This is a genomic window from Gottfriedia sp. OAE603, assembly GCF_040543965.1.
In the GTDB taxonomy this organism is placed as follows: Bacteria; Bacillota; Bacilli; order Bacillales; family Bacillaceae_G; genus Gottfriedia; species Gottfriedia solisilvae.
In genome coordinates this window covers 2,694,461-2,708,760 of the sequence record NZ_JBEUNN010000001.1, presented here as the reverse complement: position 1 = coordinate 2,708,760, position 14,300 = coordinate 2,694,461, and the positions used below count along the sequence as shown (strand labels likewise).

General features: G+C 33.5%; 19 protein-coding genes. All 19 read left to right on the top strand.

What is annotated here, in order from left to right; all coding sequences use genetic code 11:
* Nucleotides 1–41: 41 nt before the first annotated feature.
* The 19 genes from efp to ABID96_RS13780 all read left to right on the top strand — a co-directional run bounded on the left by efp (nucleotide 42) and on the right by ABID96_RS13780 (nucleotide 13,934).
* A complete protein-coding gene (efp, locus tag ABID96_RS13870) occupies nucleotides 42–605 on the top strand; it encodes an elongation factor P (protein WP_192602546.1) in 564 nt (187 codons plus the stop codon).
* A 97-nt stretch (nucleotides 606–702) separates the two neighbouring features.
* Entirely contained in the window at nucleotides 703–1,191 is a 489-nt protein-coding gene (locus ABID96_RS13865) for a DUF456 domain-containing protein (RefSeq protein ID WP_192602545.1), read from the top strand.
* 329 nt (nucleotides 1,192–1,520) lie between these two features.
* A complete protein-coding gene (locus tag ABID96_RS13860; RefSeq protein ID WP_192602544.1) occupies nucleotides 1,521–1,802 on the top strand; it encodes a YqhV family protein in 282 nt (93 codons plus the stop codon).
* Nucleotides 1,803–1,822: 20 nt separating this feature from the next.
* Nucleotides 1,823–2,743: a stage III sporulation protein AA gene (gene spoIIIAA / locus ABID96_RS13855; RefSeq protein WP_192602543.1), complete on the top strand. Its 921-nt coding sequence runs from the start codon at nucleotides 1,823–1,825 to the stop codon at nucleotides 2,741–2,743.
* Nucleotides 2,744–3,256 (top strand): stage III sporulation protein SpoIIIAB, encoded by a 513-nt coding sequence (spoIIIAB, locus tag ABID96_RS13850; RefSeq protein ID WP_192602542.1) that lies wholly within the window; start codon nucleotides 2,744–2,746, stop codon nucleotides 3,254–3,256.
* A 13-nt stretch (nucleotides 3,257–3,269) separates the two neighbouring features.
* Complete coding sequence (gene spoIIIAC / locus ABID96_RS13845) at nucleotides 3,270–3,473, top strand: stage III sporulation protein AC (protein WP_087998975.1); 204 nt, start codon at nucleotides 3,270–3,272, stop codon at nucleotides 3,471–3,473.
* Between the two features lie 18 nt (nucleotides 3,474–3,491).
* Complete coding sequence (spoIIIAD, locus tag ABID96_RS13840; protein ID WP_174567275.1) at nucleotides 3,492–3,890, top strand: stage III sporulation protein AD; 399 nt, start codon at nucleotides 3,492–3,494, stop codon at nucleotides 3,888–3,890.
* A 21-nt stretch (nucleotides 3,891–3,911) separates the two neighbouring features.
* Nucleotides 3,912–5,081, top strand: coding sequence for a stage III sporulation protein AE (gene spoIIIAE, locus ABID96_RS13835; RefSeq protein ID WP_192602541.1), 1,170 nt, complete (start codon nucleotides 3,912–3,914; stop codon nucleotides 5,079–5,081).
* An 8-nt stretch (nucleotides 5,082–5,089) separates the two neighbouring features.
* Nucleotides 5,090–5,707 (top strand): stage III sporulation protein AF, encoded by a 618-nt coding sequence (gene spoIIIAF / locus ABID96_RS13830; protein ID WP_192602540.1) that lies wholly within the window; start codon nucleotides 5,090–5,092, stop codon nucleotides 5,705–5,707.
* Nucleotides 5,708–5,713: 6 nt separating this feature from the next.
* Nucleotides 5,714–6,403: a stage III sporulation protein AG gene (gene spoIIIAG / locus ABID96_RS13825; protein WP_192602539.1), complete on the top strand. Its 690-nt coding sequence runs from the start codon at nucleotides 5,714–5,716 to the stop codon at nucleotides 6,401–6,403.
* A gap of 15 nt (nucleotides 6,404–6,418) precedes the next feature.
* Complete coding sequence (locus tag ABID96_RS13820) at nucleotides 6,419–6,973, top strand: SpoIIIAH-like family protein (RefSeq protein ID WP_192602538.1); 555 nt, start codon at nucleotides 6,419–6,421, stop codon at nucleotides 6,971–6,973.
* A gap of 506 nt (nucleotides 6,974–7,479) precedes the next feature.
* A complete protein-coding gene (accB, locus tag ABID96_RS13815) occupies nucleotides 7,480–7,962 on the top strand; it encodes an acetyl-CoA carboxylase biotin carboxyl carrier protein (RefSeq protein WP_192602537.1) in 483 nt (160 codons plus the stop codon).
* 47 nt (nucleotides 7,963–8,009) lie between these two features.
* Nucleotides 8,010–9,362: an acetyl-CoA carboxylase biotin carboxylase subunit gene (gene accC / locus ABID96_RS13810; protein WP_192602536.1), complete on the top strand. Its 1,353-nt coding sequence runs from the start codon at nucleotides 8,010–8,012 to the stop codon at nucleotides 9,360–9,362.
* A gap of 15 nt (nucleotides 9,363–9,377) precedes the next feature.
* Nucleotides 9,378–9,776, top strand: coding sequence for an Asp23/Gls24 family envelope stress response protein (locus tag ABID96_RS13805; RefSeq protein ID WP_087998981.1), 399 nt, complete (start codon nucleotides 9,378–9,380; stop codon nucleotides 9,774–9,776).
* Between the two features lie 359 nt (nucleotides 9,777–10,135).
* Nucleotides 10,136–10,516, top strand: coding sequence for a transcription antitermination factor NusB (nusB, locus tag ABID96_RS13800; RefSeq protein ID WP_192603148.1), 381 nt, complete (start codon nucleotides 10,136–10,138; stop codon nucleotides 10,514–10,516).
* Between the two features lie 37 nt (nucleotides 10,517–10,553).
* Nucleotides 10,554–11,429 carry a bifunctional methylenetetrahydrofolate dehydrogenase/methenyltetrahydrofolate cyclohydrolase FolD gene (folD, locus tag ABID96_RS13795; RefSeq protein WP_192602535.1) on the top strand — a complete coding sequence of 292 codons (876 nt, stop codon included), beginning with the start codon at nucleotides 10,554–10,556 and terminating at the stop codon, nucleotides 11,427–11,429.
* 33 nt (nucleotides 11,430–11,462) lie between these two features.
* Entirely contained in the window at nucleotides 11,463–12,809 is a 1,347-nt protein-coding gene (xseA, locus tag ABID96_RS13790; RefSeq protein ID WP_192602534.1) for an exodeoxyribonuclease VII large subunit, read from the top strand.
* A 7-nt stretch (nucleotides 12,810–12,816) separates the two neighbouring features.
* Nucleotides 12,817–13,044, top strand: a complete 228-nt coding sequence (locus ABID96_RS13785; protein WP_192602533.1) for an exodeoxyribonuclease VII small subunit — start codon at nucleotides 12,817–12,819, stop codon at nucleotides 13,042–13,044.
* Nucleotides 13,045–13,046: 2 nt separating this feature from the next.
* Nucleotides 13,047–13,934, top strand: coding sequence for a polyprenyl synthetase family protein (locus ABID96_RS13780; RefSeq protein WP_192602532.1), 888 nt, complete (start codon nucleotides 13,047–13,049; stop codon nucleotides 13,932–13,934).
* Nucleotides 13,935–14,300 lie beyond the last annotated feature (366 nt).

Sequence of the window (14,300 nt, the reverse complement as noted above, 5' to 3'; positions counted from 1 at the left end):
TAAGCAATTCAGAACCATTTCATTTTTTAGGAGGATATTTAATGATTTCAGTAAACGATTTTCGTACAGGTTTAACAATTGAAACAGACGGTGGCATTTGGCAAGTAATTGACTTCCAACACGTTAAACCAGGTAAAGGGGCTGCGTTCGTACGTTCTAAACTTCGTAACCTACGCACAGGAGCAGTACAAGAAAAAACTTTCCGTGCTGGTGAGAAAGTTGCGAAAGCACATATCCAAAATCGTAAAATGCAATATTTATATGCAAATGGTAACCAACACGTATTCATGGACAATGAATCTTACGAACAAATTGAATTACCAGAACAAAACATTGAGCGTGAATTAAAGTTCTTAAAAGAAAATATGGAAGTTTATATCATGACTTATGAAAGTGAAATTTTAGGTGTTGAATTACCAAACACTGTTGATCTAAAAGTTATCGAAACAGAACCAGGAATTAAAGGTGATACTGCTTCAAACGTTACAAAACCTGCTACAATGGAAACTGGCTTAGTTGTTCAAGTACCTATCTTCATTAACGAAGGTGAAGTATTAATTATTAATACGACTGAATCAAGTTACGTTTCTCGTGCAAAAAACTAATTTAACATTTAGTGTAATAGAATGAAAAGTAGAGACACTTGTAAAAAGTGTCTCTTTTTCTTATGAAATATCATCAACATTTGATGGAGGGTTGGATATGTTAACATCAATTTTACTTTGGACATTGATTATTATTTGTTTTGTTTTAGCTTTTATTGCGTTAATCAAACCGATTATTCCGGGAGTACCTGTACTATGGATAGGATTTTTAATTTATCACTTCTGTATTAATAGAGAGGAATTAGGTCTATTCTTTTGGACCATCATGGTCATTTTTACTGCTTTCATATTTATTGTAGATTTTATTGCCAATAAATACTTTCTTAAAAAATACGGAAGTACGAAGACTGGTGAAAGAGTAGGTTGCTTAGCTGTGATTGTTGGTTCCTTTATTTTTCCACCGTTTGGTCTAATCATTGTTCCGTTTATTTCAGTGTTTGTAACTGAAAAAGTTCAAGGTAAAACGACTAAAGAAGCTTTAAAATCTTCATGGGCTACTGTTATATCGTTTCTGAGTAGCTCGCTTGCAAAAGCAATTTTACAAATCATCATGGTCATCCTATTTTTTATATTTGTCATTATGTAAGAGAAGCGCTATGCTTCTCTTTTTTTTGTTTTATTTTCTATAGGTTGTCTTCGTATACTAAACACCTGAGATTTCCTCACTAGTATGCTCCTATTTATTGAGGTGAGCGGAAAGCAAACTCTAATACATCATTCATTATAGAAACCTACCACACTTAAACTAAAGGATTCTCCAACGATCGATTCCTCAGAACTCATTTTCCAATCAAGTAGGCTTTTAAGAGGAAACATCTATTAGAAATGACTAAAAATCAAATGATGAAATATCTTCTTAAATGGACATGTTCTGCATATTAGTAATAAAAAGACTGAAAAAAAGGTGTGTAATGTATGAAGCAATGGATTGATTCAATGGATAAAGCTGTACTTGGCATGGGTTTGTTGAGAGTGGTTGGTGGTAGCTTAGAATTGATGGCAGCAATTACAATACTTTACTTTAATGACATTAAAAAAGCATTAGCTCTTAATAGTATTCTAGCAACTGTTGGTCCAATTATCCTCATATCGACAATGACGATTGGGATTATTGGTGTAGCTAGTGAGTTAGATCCAATCCGACTTGTGCTTGTTTTTTGTGGGGTATTTTTAATTTTATTAGCGGTTTTTAAATGATTAATAGGATGTGAACTGCTATGGAAGAGGTTTTCAATGTATTACCTACAATGCTGAAAGAGAAATTAATCCTTTCTTTTTCAGATTTAAACGAAGTAGAAGAATTGCGTATAAGAGTCTCAAGACCTGTAGAAGTAATTGCAAATAATCATTCAACATTTTTACCGTATATCGTGACAGAGGAAGATGGTAGTCAAATTCTTGGGAAACTTAGTCAGTTTTCTATTTATACAATTGAGGAAGAGTTGAAAAAAGGATATATCACCATTAAAGGCGGCCATAGAGTAGGACTAGCAGGACGTGTAGTGACTGAAAATGGAATGGTAAAGATGATTCGAGATATTAGTTCATATAATTTTCGAATCGCAAAAGAAAAAGTAGGCATAGCAAGTCCATTTGTTAAGTATTTATATGATGGAAGATGGAAAAATACAATGCTGATCGGGCCACCTCAAGCCGGAAAAACGACATTATTACGAGATTTTGCAAGAGTTGTCAGTCAAGGAGATTATGTTAGAGGTATTAAACCTCAAAAAGTAGGAATCGTTGATGAACGTTCTGAAATCGCTGGTTCGGTGAAAGGTGTACCTCAATATACTTTCGGAGAACGCATCGATGTATTAGACGCTTGTCCAAAGGCAGAGGGGATGATGATGCTCGTTAGATCGATGAGTCCTCATATCATTCTAGTTGATGAGATTGGTAAGAAAGAAGATGTAGATGCAATCTTGGAGGCGATTTTCGCGGGAGTTCAATTAATCGTAACTGTCCATGGTTATTCTCTTGAGGAAATTAGAAAAAGACCGTCATTGCAGCCTTTATTTCAAAATGGAACATTCGAACGATTTATAGAAATATCCAATCACCCAAGACCGGGTAATGTCACGGATATAAAAAACAGAAAAAATATAAGCCTTTTTTCACAAAAGGTGGTGTATTAGATGAAATGGATTGGCGCACTATTTATTATCTTTTCTACAACATGGCTAGGTTTTTATTTTGCAGGAAGATTATCTGAGCGGACGAAGGAATTACGCGCTTGGAAGTTAGCGCTTCAATCACTTGAAGCGGAAGTTATGTATAGTCAATTACCTCTACAAGAAGCAAGTAGGCGAATTGCGAAACAATTAAACGGACAAATCCAAATATTTTTAATCGGTTTTGCGAATCAACTCGAAACAAGTGCCTTATCTGCAAAAGAAGCATGGAAACATTCTTTACAAGAGTATGCCAAAAAAGTATCGATTAAAGATTCAGATATCCAAGTCCTTTTGCAATTTGGCGAGACAATCGGAATGCATGACAAAATTTCACAACAAAAGCAAATTATTTTAGCGTTAAAACATTTAGAACGGGAAGAGCAAGAGGCAATTGACTCTCAATCTAGTTATGAAAGAATGTCAAAAATGCTAGGCGTTTTAAGCGGGATTTTAATCGTTATTTTATTAATTTAAAGGAGGGAATTCGATGATTACAAATTATGCATTAATGTTTCAAATTGCCGGGATAGGCATAATCGCTGCGATTATACATGCAGTCTTAAAAAAAGCAGGTCAGGAAGAATTTGCTACATGGACAATCATTACAGCCTTTATCATTGTATTCTTTCAAGTTATTACGAAAGCAGGCGATTTGTTTAATAAAGTCAAGGATGTATTTCTATTTCATTAGATTAGGAGTGAGTTAGTAATGGAAATCATCCAGATTGTTGGCATCGGGTTATGTGCTACATTTTTAATTCTCCTTTTAAATCAATTTAAAATGGATAAATTTAATTTGGCTATTACAGTGTTTATCAGCTGCGTATTATTTTTATTCTTATTAGATAAAGTTCAATTTTTATTAGATGAAATTCAAAAATTAGCGAATCAAGCAAGTATAAAAAACGTTTATGTAGAGACTTTATTGAAAATTATTGGAATTGCGTATATCGCCGAATTTGGCGTTCAAATAACAAAAGATGCTGGGCAAGGTGCAATTGCCTCCAAAATTGAATTAGGTGGAAAAGTGCTAATTTTAGTTTTAGCAGTTCCAATATTAACAGCATTAATCGAAACAATATTAAGTTTTTTACCTAAAATTTCTTAATAAAGAGGGAAGGAGGACTTTATGAAATATAAGATTCAATTTTTTCTTCTTTTCCTTTTTCTCCTTTTTTTTATCCCAAAAAATGTACAAGCTGCTCCTCCACCTGCTGAAATTGTCAATGAACAAATCAAAAAACTCGGTATTGATGAAGTTCAGCAATACTGGGATGAAGTAGTAACGAAATATGGTGGATTTCTTCCAGAAAGTCAAAAAGGAGATTTTATTGAATTTATTAAAGGAGAAAAGAAGTTTTCAATTCAAGAATGGTTTATCGCCTTTGGTAAATATTTATTTTTTGAGCTTTTAAGTAATGGAAAAATACTTGGGATACTGATCATGCTCGTCATTTTTAGTTCACTACTACAATCATTGCAAAATGCATTTGAAAAAAGTTCGATTAGCAAAATCGCTGACAGTGTTGTGTTTTTAGTGCTTGTTGTATTTGCTTTAAATAGTTTTTATATAGCCACACAAGCAACTCAAGAAGCAATCACAATGATGATTAACTTTTTAAGAGCATTAATTCCAATTTTATTAGCATTAATTGCGACTTCAGGTGGAGTAATCTCAGTTGGGTTCTTTCATCCGATTCTAATCTTTTTAATGCATACAAGTGGATTATTAGTAACCTATTTTGTATTACCTCTTATTCTCGTTTCAACGATTTTAAGTATTGTCAGTATTATCAATGATGAACTCCAAGTTACGAAACTAGCAGCATTAATTAGAAATATAGCTGTAGGTGTACTTGGTATTTTTTTAACAATTTTCCTCGGTGTGTTAAGTGTACAAGGTATGACAACTGCTGTAACTGATGGTGTAGCTATCAAAACCGCAAAATTTGTGACGAGTAATTTTATCCCGGTAGTCGGTAAGGTGTTTGCGGATGTAACAGATACTGTTATCAGTGCTTCACTTCTATTAAAAAATACTGTCGGGATCGTCGGATTAGTCACGATGCTTGCGATCATTGTCTTTCCAGCATTGAAAATATTAGTTTTGGCACTTATTTATAAATTTTCAGCTGCCATTCTTCAACCAGTAGGCAGTAAAGCAATCATTAGTACGATTGATGTGATTGGAAAAAGTGTCATCTACTTATTTGTTTGTTTAGCGATTGTATCATTAATGTTTTTCTTAAGTATGACATTAATCATTGCGGCAGGAAATATTGTCGTTATGTTTAGGTAGGTGTGAAGATGGATTTCTTTATTCAATGGGTATCAAACATAATCGTCTATATCTTAATTGCAACTATTATCATGATGTTAATTCCGAATACTGGATTAGCAAAATATGTTCGTTTTGTTGCAAGTCTATTATTAATTGTCATGATGCTCCAACCAATTTTTCAATTATTTAAAGTGAATATAAAAGAAGTGCTTGCCGGATACCAGTCAACGACATATGAAGCAAGTGGTGAAATAAAAAATGAAATAAATAATAAGAAAAATGAAATACAAGCAACAGAACGTGCATATATATTAAAACAAATGGCTGTCCAAATGAAAAAAGAAGTTGAAGAAAACATTACACAGGATTTCAAACAGGTTATTACAAACGTTGAGTTAGAAGTAAAAGAAGGCGTAACAACAATTAAAACTGCACAAGATTTATCCAAGGTAACAGTTTATGTAAGCGCCAAAAAAGATGAGACAAGCAATGTAGAACCTGTTCAAGAAGTAAGTGTTAATACAACTGAGCCGATCCAAACAGACAGCGAAAAAATTAAACAACAAGAACTACAGAATTTTTTAGCAGATAGATGGCAACTTGAGGACAAGCAAATCGAAGTTAAGATGGAAGGAGGGGAGTAATGGCAAATGAAAAAGAAAATACCACCAATAAAACTAGCAGACTTTTTAAAAGGAAACAAAGATGAAAATACCTCTTCTGACAAAGAGCATAGTCCATTTAAACTCACGAGGAAATATGTACTAGCTCTACTCGGACTTGGAGTTTGTTGGATGATCGCAAGTAGTCTATTTGCAAATTCAACTGGTAAAACCAATTCGATGCTTTCACCGATTTCAACTGAAACAACTGCAAGTCCTAAAAATAACGAAGAAGCTGTTGAAACTCTTAAACTCGGTGGTGAAAAATCATCAGGAAGTATAAATGATTTTGAAAATAAATATGAACAACAGTTAACAGAAACTTTAAATCAAATGGCTGGCGTTAGCAAAGTAAAAGTTGAAGTGAATGTAGACGGCAGCGAAAAAAATGTATACCAATTTAATAGAACTGATCGTACACAACAGACGGAAGAAGTAGACAAGCAAGGTGGGAAAAGGAATATTGAAGACGAATCCCATGATACGCAAGTCGTCATCATAAATGACGGTGAAAAAGAAATTCCAGTTATTGTGCAAACAGAAATGCCAGATATAAAAGGGGTTCTTATTATCGCTAAAGGTGCTGAGAATCTTGCAGTAAAAAATATGATACGAGAAGCTGTCACAAGATTACTTGATGTACCAAGCCACCGTGTCGCTGTACTACCAAAAAAATAATAGGAAGAAGGTAAAATGAAAATGAAAAGACAAACGATTTGGTTATTAACAATGTTAAGTTTAGTAGTGGTACTATCTGTATATTACGTAACAACACCTGATCAAATGAAAACTGCAGGAATTATGAATATGACTAGTAATAACTCTTTAGACTCTACTCCATCAAATGACACAAATAAAAATGATGATGGAAAAGAAACGACATCTAAAGAAGAAGCAACAAATGAAGTATTCTTAAAACAACGTATGGAACAAGAAGATAAAAGAGCTCAATTAAAAGAAGAACTTCAAACAACGATTGACTCAGCTACAGCATCAGCAGAAGAAAAAAGCCAAGCATTTACAAGCTTAAAAGAACTTCAAACATTAACAGCACTAGAAGCAGACGTTGAAACAATGATCAAAGAATCAGGTTACAAAGATGCATTAGTACGCGCTGACAGCAACGAAGTAAATGTATCAGTAAAATCAACAAAAAAACATAGCAAAGCAGCAGCAAACGAAATCATCCAAATGGCAAGAAGCGTACTAGGAGAAAAACTAGTAATCGTAACATTCCAGACTAAGTAAAAAAGAAAAGTGGAGGCGACTGGTCAGCTCCGACAAGCATAAGACAGAAACCAGAAAAGGTGCTTTTTACCTTTACTGGTTTTTGGCTTATGACCTCGAGGAGCTAGGAGCCGGAATTAGACAGAAAGAAAAGTGGAGGCGACTGTTCAGCTCTGACAATGTGGAGCAAAGCTCAACTTTATCTGTAGGGGGACGTAACATATGACCTCAAAGAGCAGGCTATAATATTAGATATAGAAATTGAACAAAAACTCTCGCCTTGACTAAACAAAAAGTCAGACCATTCAAAGCACTGTCTACAAAGTTGTAGGTAGTGCTTTTGTACGTTAAAATAGATATGTAGTCCGTAAGTTTATAACAAATTAGTTTTGGTAAAGAATAAGATAATTAATTTGGTGGAAAAATGGCTAAAATTAGTATGAGACATGCTCAAGGAAAATATTTTGTTGAAAAGTTTAGTATTAGGTTATAAGATTAGACTATATGTTTTTAAGGGGTGAATGAAAATGAAAATTCATGAAATTAGAGAATTAATTAAATTAATTGACCAAACAACGATAAATGAGTTTGAATTTGAAAATAATGGTGCCATCGTTAAAATTAAAAAGGGTGGACAAACAACTGTTGTTACTCAAGCTGCTGCTCCAGTAGTTCAACATGAAGTAATGCCTGTTGTATCTGCTCCGGTTGCAACTTTAGAAAAACCAGCTGAAGCTGTTGCACAAGAAGTAGTGAAAGAAGATACAAGTAATTTACATAAAATTACATCACCAATGGTTGGTACATTCTATGCATCTCCATCACCAGATTCAAAAGAATATGTAGCAGTTGGTGATCGCATTAAAAGTGATTCAATTGTATGTATCGTAGAAGCAATGAAGTTATTTAATGAAATCGAAGCTGAAATTGATGGGGAAATTGTTGAAATTTTGGCTAAAAATGGCCAGTTAGTTGAATACGGCCAACCATTATTTTTAGTAAAAAGCTAATAGACATACAGATTAAGTTACAGTACTTTACTTAAGAAGGTGAAGAAATGAAGAAGGTTTTAATTGCTAATCGTGGGGAAATAGCGATTCGTATTATAAGAGCATGTAAAGAATTAAATATTGAAACAGTTGCAATTTATTCTGAAGGGGATAAAGAAGCATTACATGTTCAAATGGCTGACGAGGCTTATTGTGTCGGTCCTAAATTGTCAAAAGATAGTTATTTAAATATGACTAATATTATCAGTATTGCAAAATTAACAGGTTGTGAAGGAATTCATCCAGGTTATGGTTTCTTATCTGAAAATGCTAGTTTTGCAGAATTGTGTACAGAGTGTAATGTGAAGTTTATCGGACCTACTGCTGATTCCATTTCAAAAATGGGTACAAAAGACGTAGCTCGAGAAACGATGAAAGAAGCAGGTGTACCTGTTGTACCAGGTTCACAAGGTATTATTTCTAGTATTGAAGACGGTAAAAAAATCGCTTCACAAATCGGATACCCAGTCATTATTAAAGCAACTGCTGGTGGTGGCGGTAAAGGTATTCGTGTAGCTAGAGATGAGAAGGATTTAGAAAAAGGTATTCAGATTACTCAACAAGAAGCTCAAACAGCTTTTGGTAATCCTGGAGTGTACCTTGAAAAATATATCGAAGACTTTAGACATGTTGAAATTCAAGTTTTAGCAGATGAACATGGTAATACAATTCATTTAGGTGAACGCGATTGTACAATTCAACGTCGTTTGCAAAAATTGGTAGAAGAAGCTCCATCACCTGTTTTAGATGAGGAAACTCGTGCTAAAATGGGGCTAGCTGCTGTACGTGCAGCTGAAGCAGTTAATTACTGGGGTGCGGGTACTGTTGAGTTCATTTATGAGCCACATACTAAAAACTTCTATTTCATGGAAATGAATACTCGTATTCAAGTTGAACATCCAGTAACAGAATATATTTCTGGAATTGACTTGATTAAACAACAATTATTAATTGCAAAAGGTCATCCATTAAAAATGACTCAAGCAGACGTTAAATTAAATGGTTGGTCGATCGAGTGTCGTATTAACGCTGAAAATCCTGATAAAAACTTTATGCCTTCACCTGGTAAAATTATTACGTATTTACCACCAGGTGGTCCTAATGTTCGAGTTGATTCTGCAGTATATAACGGTTACACAATTCCGCCATATTATGACTCAATGATTGCAAAAGTTATCGTTCATGGCAAGACAAGAGACGAAGCAATTGCTATAATGATAAGAGCACTGGAAGAATTTGTAGTAGAGGGAATTTACACAACAATTCCTTTCCATTTAAATTTACTGCAAAATGAAATCTTCGTAAAAGGGAAGTATAATACTAAATTCCTTGAGGAACATGCGCTTGTGACGAAAGGATAAAGTGGAGGGATCTACATGAATGAAAATCAAATGTTAGAAATGGGTAGCGCGACTCTTGGCCGAGTAGAAATAGCACCTGAGGTTATTGAAGTAATTGCTGGTATTGCAGCTGCGGAAGTAGAAGGCGTATCTAGCATGCGTGGTAATCTTGCATCTGGTATTTCAGAAATTATTGGTAAGAAATATCATGGTAAAGGTGTTCGCGTTGATTTATCAGAAGAGCGAATTAAAATTGATGTTTACATTTTAGTTAAATTCGGTAAATCAATACCAACAGTTGCAGGTAATGTTCAAGATAACATCCGTCAAGCATTATTAACAATGACTGGCTTAGAGTTATCAGAAGTGAATGTACATGTAGTTGGTGTTCAATTTGATACAAAAGTAGAGCAAGAAGCTCCAATCGAGCTTTAATTAATTTCGTTTAAAAAGAGTTCCATATTCATATGGAACTCTTTTTTTATTCGGCGCAAAATTTAATGTTCGTGTTTTAGTCACTAAAATTAAATGAAGTGTAAAAAAACTTAAAAAAATAATAAAAAACACATACATTAAACTATTATTTTTTTAGATTTTAAGTTAAAATGTAGAAAATACTTTAAAAAGTATGGACTTAGCTTAAATACGTTAATAATAATAAAAAATTAGTTAATATACATCGTTGGAACTTATTAAAAAAAATGGTAAAATAACGTGTTACTATATAAAAATTAGAATTCGTTATTACCTATGCAACGAATTGTGAATTTAGCTTAAAGGAGTTTATTATTTTGATGAAACGTAGAAAAGCAAGAGAACTTGCATTACAAACATTATTTACAATGGATTTAAGTGAGGCGGATGCTTCAGATGCATTACAGCATGTTTTAGAAGAAGCTGAAGAAAAAGAAGATGTATTTTTAGAGTCAATTGTCTCAAACTTTGTAAAACACAAAGATGAGATTGACAATAAATTATCTTCGAATATTGAAAGCTGGACAATCGATCGTTTAGGGAATGTCGATCGTAATATACTTCGAATTGCACTAGTTGAGATAGACTTTTTAGAAGATGTTCCAAAAAGTGTGACAATTAATGAAGCAATCGAAATTGCCAAAATTTACGGAGACGATGACTCAAGTAAATTTATCAATGCGGTATTATCAAAATTCTAAATAGATAAAGTGTTTACATGCATAGGGGGAAATGAAAATGGTAGCAGCATTAATTAATGGTAAAGAAATTTCATTATCAATTCGTGAGGAATTAAAACTTGGGGTTACTGAATTAAAAAACCAAGGAGTAATTCCAGGACTGGCTGTTGTGTTAGTTGGAAATAATTCAGCATCAAGAACTTACGTAAATTCAAAGCATAAAGCTTGTAATGAATTAGGTATGTACTCAGAAGTAATTGAATTACCAGAGACTGTTTCAGAAGATGAATTGTTATCGGTTGTTAGAAAGCTAAATGACGATGTTAAAATTCATGGTATTCTAGTACAATTGCCTTTACCTGCGCATATTTCTGAGAAGAAAGTTATTGAAACTATTTCACCATTTAAAGATGTTGATGGATTTCATCCGATTAATATCGGACGTATGATGACAAATCAAGATTCATTACTACCATGTACTCCTTTTGGTATATTAAAATTAATTGAAAATACAAATATTCCAATTAGTGGAAAACACGTTGTTGTAATTGGACGAAGTAATATAGTTGGAAAACCAGTTGGCCAATTATTCTTAAATGAAAATGCAACTGTTACTTATACTCATTCACGTACAACTGATTTAAAACATATTACGAAACAAGCTGACATTTTAATCGTTGCGATTGGTGTTGCAAAATTAATTACGTCTGATTATATAAAAGAAGGTGCCATTGTAATCGATGTTGGAATGAACAGAGACGAAAATGGAAAATTATGTGGAGATGTAGATTTTGAAAATGTGAAAAGTATCGCAGGTCATATAACGCCAGTACCAGGTGGAGTTGGACCGATGACGATTACTATGCTACTTCACAATACTTTAAAGGCAGCATCTCAAATTGAAAATAAAAGCAATTTAGGTGTGAAGCTTTAAAGATTGCTCCACAAGAATGAAAGAGGGATCGGCATGACGGAAAAGTTGCCAGTTACAGTTACCGCATTAACTAAATATTTAAAAGCTAAATTTCAAGCAGACCGAAATTTACAAAATATAATGCTTCGTGGGGAAATTTCAAACTTTAAACGTCATTCTTCGAGTGGACATTTTTATTTTACTTTAAAAGATGACGGAGCTAGAATTGCTGCAGTCATGTTCCAATCCTATAATTCAACAATTGCTTTTCAACCAACTGACGGTATGCAGGTTATTGTCCAAGGTGAGATAACTGTATATCCTCAGTCTGGTAGTTATCAAATCTATATTCGTGACATGCAACCGGACGGTGTAGGTGGACTTTTTGTTGCATTCGAACAATTAAAGAAAAAATTATTAGAAGAAGGACTCTTTGATCAGAAATTTAAGAAAAAGATTCCTTCTTTTCCTAGTGTAATCGGGGTTGCCACTTCTCCGACAGGAGCGGCAGTAAGAGATATCATTACAACAATCCAAAGAAGATATCCTATTGGAAAAATAATTGTTATTCCTACACTTGTGCAAGGTGATGGAGCTCCTGCGTCTGTTGTAAAATCTATTGAAACTGCCAATAAATTAAACAATATTGATGTATTAATTGTTGGGCGTGGTGGTGGTTCAATTGAAGAACTTTGGGCGTTTAATGATGAAAAAGTAGCAAGAGCAATCTTCCAATCGAAAATACCGATTATTTCTGCAGTTGGTCATGAAACAGATACGACAATTGCTGATTATGTAGCCGATTTGCGTGCTCCAACTCCAACAGCTGCGGCTGAGTTAGTATCTTTAAGCCAACGAGAAATCCTTGAACAATTTGCAGTCCGAGAAGCAAGATTAAATAAAGCAATGAATTCGATAATTGATAAAAAGAAATTGCAATTAAGTACTATTCAAGAATCTTATGTATTTAGATATCCAAATTCATTATTAAATCCAAAACAAGAACTATTTGATCGAACACTAGAGAAACTAGAACAGTCGATGAATGAAATTGTAAAAGGAAAATCGATTCAATATAAAGAATTGACTTCTTCTCTTCTAATCCATCATCCGAGCAATAGGGTCAAGCTTGAAAAACAAAAACACGAACAATTACATATGAGCTTACAAAAAGAATTTAATCGACTGATTACACATAAGCAATTTATGATGGAAAAGGTCATACATACATTAGATGCCCTTAGCCCGTTAAAAGTTATGGCAAGAGGATATTCATTAGCATACAAGGAAAATGAAGAACTAGTGAAATCTGTGAAGCAAGTGAAAAACGGTGATCAGTTCGAGTTGCAAATGACAGATGGGAAATTAAGCTGTGAAGTACTTGATGTAAAGGAGCAGTGATGAAAAAATGGAACAAAAAGATTTATCTTTTGAAGATGCAATAAAAGAGATTGAAACAATTGTTCAGAAGTTAGAACAAGGTGACGTACCACTAGAAAAAGCAATCGAATACTTCCAAGAAGGTATTAAGCTTTCTCAAATTTGTAAAGAAAAGCTTACAAAAGTTGAAAAACAAATGACATCAATTTTAAATGATCAAGGTGAAGAAGCTCCTTTTACTGTTGAGGAGGAATAAACATGAGTACTTTTAAAGAATTTATGGAATACTCCAGTAAATTAGTTAGTGAATCAATGGTTGAATCGGTTCAGAAATTAAAAGCGCCAGAAAGATTAAAAGAATCAATGACATATTCCCTTCAAGCTGGAGGTAAACGCATTCGACCTTTGTTATTATTTGCAACGTTAGATGCGTTCTGTAAAAATGTTGAAATTGGTATCAAACCTGCCTGTGCACTTGAAATGATACATACGTATTCATTAATTCATGATGATTTACCGTGCATGGATGATGATGATTTTCGTAGAGGAAAACCTACAAATCATAAAGTGTTTGGTGAGGATTTAGCTGTATTAGCAGGAGACGGCCTACTTACTTATGCATTCCAACTTATTACGGAAATGAATGACCCTAATGTATCAGATCAAGTTAAAATTCGATTGATTAGTGAATTAGCAATCGCAGCAGGTCCTGAAGGGATGGTTGCAGGGCAAGTAGATGATATGGATGGTGAAAGTAAGCAATTATCAGGAGAGGAATTGCAATATATTCACGAAAGAAAAACTGGGAAAATGCTTATGTATCCTGTTATCGCTGGTGCCATTTTAGCTAATTCAACAGCTGAACAATTATCACATTTAACACAATTCGCATATAAATTAGGCATAGCATTTCAAATTCAAGACGATATATTAGATGTAATCGGTGATGAAGAAGTTTTAGGTAAGCCTGTAGGCAGTGACATCGAAAATGATAAGACAACTTATGTGAAATTATATACAGTTGAAGGTGCTAAAAAACGACTTCATACATTCATATTTGAAGCAAAACAACATATTAAAGCATGCGGTATAAAAGATGATCTATTACTTTCTATCTGTGACTTTGTAGAAAATCGTAGTTTTTAACTGCTAATTGTACAAGTTCTAATGTATATGATTGAATAGATTTAAACATTTATGTATAATGTAACTACTTTAATCGCAATGTTGTTAATATAATATACAGAAATGTAAGCCGTTAACACAAATGTGCTAGCGGCTTTCTTTTTATGAAAGTGTATGAGGTTTAGTATATAGATTCACATTTATCTGTTTTAATGTAATTGAATGGTATGGACAAGTAATTAGAAATCAAAAATTCGTGAAGATATTGAATCAATTCATTTCATTATTTAACGTTTTTATTTACGAGTTCAAATATAATGGTATTATGATACATGGTGTTAAGAGTTAGTACTCTAAGACTTAGCGTTTAACTGCAAGTATGGTAAA

Coding starts and splice junctions, on each gene's coding strand:
- efp (WP_192602546.1), top strand. CDS start 42: ATGATTTCAGTAAACGATTTTCGTACAGGTTTAACAATTGAAACAGAC.
- ABID96_RS13865 (WP_192602545.1), top strand. CDS start 703: ATGTTAACATCAATTTTACTTTGGACATTGATTATTATTTGTTTTGTT.
- ABID96_RS13860 (WP_192602544.1), top strand. CDS start 1,521: ATGAAGCAATGGATTGATTCAATGGATAAAGCTGTACTTGGCATGGGT.
- spoIIIAA (WP_192602543.1), top strand. CDS start 1,823: ATGGAAGAGGTTTTCAATGTATTACCTACAATGCTGAAAGAGAAATTA.
- spoIIIAB (WP_192602542.1), top strand. CDS start 2,744: ATGAAATGGATTGGCGCACTATTTATTATCTTTTCTACAACATGGCTA.
- spoIIIAC (WP_087998975.1), top strand. CDS start 3,270: ATGATTACAAATTATGCATTAATGTTTCAAATTGCCGGGATAGGCATA.
- spoIIIAD (WP_174567275.1), top strand. CDS start 3,492: ATGGAAATCATCCAGATTGTTGGCATCGGGTTATGTGCTACATTTTTA.
- spoIIIAE (WP_192602541.1), top strand. CDS start 3,912: ATGAAATATAAGATTCAATTTTTTCTTCTTTTCCTTTTTCTCCTTTTT.
- spoIIIAF (WP_192602540.1), top strand. CDS start 5,090: ATGGATTTCTTTATTCAATGGGTATCAAACATAATCGTCTATATCTTA.
- spoIIIAG (WP_192602539.1), top strand. CDS start 5,714: ATGAAAAAGAAAATACCACCAATAAAACTAGCAGACTTTTTAAAAGGA.
- ABID96_RS13820 (WP_192602538.1), top strand. CDS start 6,419: ATGAAAATGAAAAGACAAACGATTTGGTTATTAACAATGTTAAGTTTA.
- accB (WP_192602537.1), top strand. CDS start 7,480: ATGAAAATTCATGAAATTAGAGAATTAATTAAATTAATTGACCAAACA.
- accC (WP_192602536.1), top strand. CDS start 8,010: ATGAAGAAGGTTTTAATTGCTAATCGTGGGGAAATAGCGATTCGTATT.
- ABID96_RS13805 (WP_087998981.1), top strand. CDS start 9,378: ATGAATGAAAATCAAATGTTAGAAATGGGTAGCGCGACTCTTGGCCGA.
- nusB (WP_192603148.1), top strand. CDS start 10,136: ATGAAACGTAGAAAAGCAAGAGAACTTGCATTACAAACATTATTTACA.
- folD (WP_192602535.1), top strand. CDS start 10,554: ATGGTAGCAGCATTAATTAATGGTAAAGAAATTTCATTATCAATTCGT.
- xseA (WP_192602534.1), top strand. CDS start 11,463: ATGACGGAAAAGTTGCCAGTTACAGTTACCGCATTAACTAAATATTTA.
- ABID96_RS13785 (WP_192602533.1), top strand. CDS start 12,817: ATGGAACAAAAAGATTTATCTTTTGAAGATGCAATAAAAGAGATTGAA.
- ABID96_RS13780 (WP_192602532.1), top strand. CDS start 13,047: ATGAGTACTTTTAAAGAATTTATGGAATACTCCAGTAAATTAGTTAGT.